This window comes from Streptosporangium saharense (assembly GCF_014203715.1).
Lineage (GTDB): Bacteria > Actinomycetota > Actinomycetes > Streptosporangiales > Streptosporangiaceae > Streptosporangium > Streptosporangium saharense.
Window position 1 is genome coordinate 1 of the sequence record NZ_JACHJP010000023.1, and the last position, 2,653, is coordinate 2,653.

A 2,653-nucleotide genomic window follows, 5' to 3' on the forward strand; every position below is an offset into this window, starting at 1 on the left:
CGGCGCGCTTTTGCAGACCCGCCCACCATGTTCGCCCGCACACCGGGCAGCGAGATCGCGGCCGCCGCTGCTGAATCTCTCTGGTCGTCGGCCCCCGTCCGACGCCCTGGGCCACGGACTCGTCTACCGCCGCGGCGTATTCGGCGCTCAATCGCCGCAGCTCACGCCACTGCTGCGCCCGGCACGCGGGCGAGCAATAGCATCGCGACGACCGCGAGTCCGCCGGTAGACGGAGACCGCAGTTCGCGCACGTCCGAGCCGCCGCGCGCTGGCCCACGCCATCGATTGTCGCAGGCCGACACCGAAACCCTCGGCCCTACGTCGAGTCGAAGAGGTCCGGCCGTTCTCCGGTCTCGGATCAGCCCTGACGCATGGCACGTCTGATGCCGAGGGCAGCGGTGATCAGCCAGATGATGAAGGTCATCGCCATGAAGCGCTCTCCGAGTCCGGTGGCTGAGCGGTTACCGAACAGGCCGCCGAGCTGGTTGTCGAGGATGCCGGTGGCCCAGAAGATCGCATAGCCCGCCGGTGGAAGGAGGGCCAGTCCTCTCACCCTCGTGGTGCTCGTGGCCTTGAGAATCGGGCGGGTGAGTAGTGGCCCGGCGAGGGCGAAGCAGGTGAACGCCAGGATGCCGGCCGCCGCGTGGATCACCCCCGAGGTGGTCACGAATCGGGGATCGGTCGGGTCGATGGGATCAGTCGGGAACGCCCCGACTACCACCATGCCGAGTCCGGCGGTGGCCAGCAAGGTGAGGCCTACGCGTGGTCGGGGCGATGGCAAGGTTGCGGCGATCGCGGCGGTGAGGGCGAGCACTCCCAGCCCGAATGCCAGCGCGGCAAAACTGAGCAACCAGCCGTAGGGCCCCAGCACGTACTCGCTGACGGTGATGCTGATCGGGTCCCTGCCCGGGTCGATGACGTGCAGGCTCGCGACCAGGCCCACGAATACGAGAATTCCCGTGATGCCGGCCTCCGCCAGCTTTGCGACGTCCCTGCGCCTGTGCTGCTTGAGGATCTCGCCGGCGGTCGTCATGAGCATGGCCCCATTCGAAGTCTGTCTACGATGTAGATAGACGCTACAGTGTAGACAGATGCTCTGCGAACATCGGCAAGGAAGGCCATGATGATCGACTCGGTTGAGGCGGCCGGCGCTCGGCTGCACGTCGAACGCGCCGGTGACGGGCCCGCACTGCTGCTGATCTCCGGCGGAGGAGGCGACGCCGCCATGTACGCCGACGTGGTCCCGCTGCTGACGCGGACGTTCACCGTGATCACCTACGACCGGCGCGGCAACTCGCGCAGCCCGTTCACTCACCCCGAGGCCTCGATCACACCTGCCACTCAGGCGGACGACGCGGTCGCCATCCTCGACCACTACGGCCTCGAGCGCGCCTACCTCTTCGGCAACAGCGGCGGCGCGGCTATCGCCCTGGAGATAGTCGCCAGGCATCCCAACCGCCTGCTCGGCGCGGTCGTGCACGAGCCGCCGCTGGTCCAGCTCCTCCCAGCGGACGCCCCCGAGCGGCGGGAAATCGAACACATCGGCCGCCTCGGCCAGGACGGGCATCTGATGCGGGCCTACGCGGCCTTCGGTGCGATGACGCTGCCGGACCCGCCGCGGATGTTCCTGTCACCCGCCGGGCAGGCCGTCATCGCCGCCGGCGCCCACCTCATGCTCGCCGCCGACGGCCTGGCGCGGAAGATCGACCGCCGCGAGCCGGACGCGATGACCCGCCAACTCCACAACGCGGAGCTCATGCTGCGCCGCGAGCTACCCGCCTTCTGCTTCGACTACCAGCCCGACCTGACCGTGCTGGCCGCCACCACGGCACCGTGGTGCCTGGCCACCGGGCGCGACAGCGTCGGCAAGCCTTACTACACTCCCGCGCACCTGCTGTCGGAGCTCCTTGGCATACCCTGCCAGGAGTTCCCCGGCGGCCACGTCCCGTTCATGCAGCACCCGGCGGAATTCACCAAGACACTCACCACCATCCTGGAGGGCTTCGCAGCATGACGGCCGACCCCAGACCGCCGGGCGGGCTGCCGGAGCCGCCCACTCGGCCCACCCTCACCCGTGAATACCTCGCCGTCGCCGCACTCGCCCTCATCGACGCCCACGGTCTGCGCAAGTTCTCCATGCGCAAGCTCGGCACCGCGGTCGGCTTCGACCCGATGGCCGCCTACCGCTACTACGACGACCAGGAGGCGCTCTTCGACGGCGTCGCCGAGGCGCTGTTCACCGAGATCGACGTCGACACCCTGCCCTGGGACGGCCCCTGGCAGGAACTGGCGCGGCAATACTGCCTGCGGTTGCGCGACACCCTCCTGCGCCACCCCCACGCCGTGCAGGTGTTCGCGACCCGGCCGGTACGCTCACCCGCCTCCATCGACACCGGCGTCAAGATGCTCACCAAACTTCACGTCGACGGCATCTCCCCGGCACACGCCCTGCGCATAGCCCGCTGCCTGCGCGAGTTCACCATCGGCCACGCCCTGGCCATCGCCGTGACCAAGCTCGGCGCAGAACGGCGCAGCCGCAAACCACGGCCCGACACCCCGGACTACAACCTGCTCGCCGAAGCTGCCGACGCCACCACCCTCGACGACCACTTCGAGATGGGACTCACCGCCATCCTGCGCGGCTTCCAGCACT

General features: G+C 68.9%; 3 protein-coding genes. 2 read left to right on the forward strand and 1 reads right to left on the reverse strand.

All coding sequences use genetic code 11. From position 1 onward, the window contains the following. Positions 1-358: 358 nt before the first annotated feature. Positions 359-1,039: a DUF998 domain-containing protein gene (locus FHS44_RS40010; protein WP_184725859.1), complete on the reverse strand. Its 681-nt coding sequence runs from the start codon at positions 1,037-1,039 to the stop codon at positions 359-361. A gap of 81 nt (positions 1,040-1,120) precedes the next feature. Here FHS44_RS40010 and FHS44_RS40015 point away from each other — a divergent pair, with 81 nt between their 5' ends. Beyond that, positions 1,121-2,014, forward strand: coding sequence for an alpha/beta fold hydrolase (locus FHS44_RS40015; protein WP_184725861.1), 894 nt, complete (start codon positions 1,121-1,123; stop codon positions 2,012-2,014). Beyond that, positions 2,011-2,653, forward strand: a 643-nt coding sequence (locus tag FHS44_RS40020; protein ID WP_184725863.1) for a TetR/AcrR family transcriptional regulator, incomplete at its 3' end; no start/stop codon positions are given. The genes FHS44_RS40015 and FHS44_RS40020, both read left to right, overlap by 4 nt.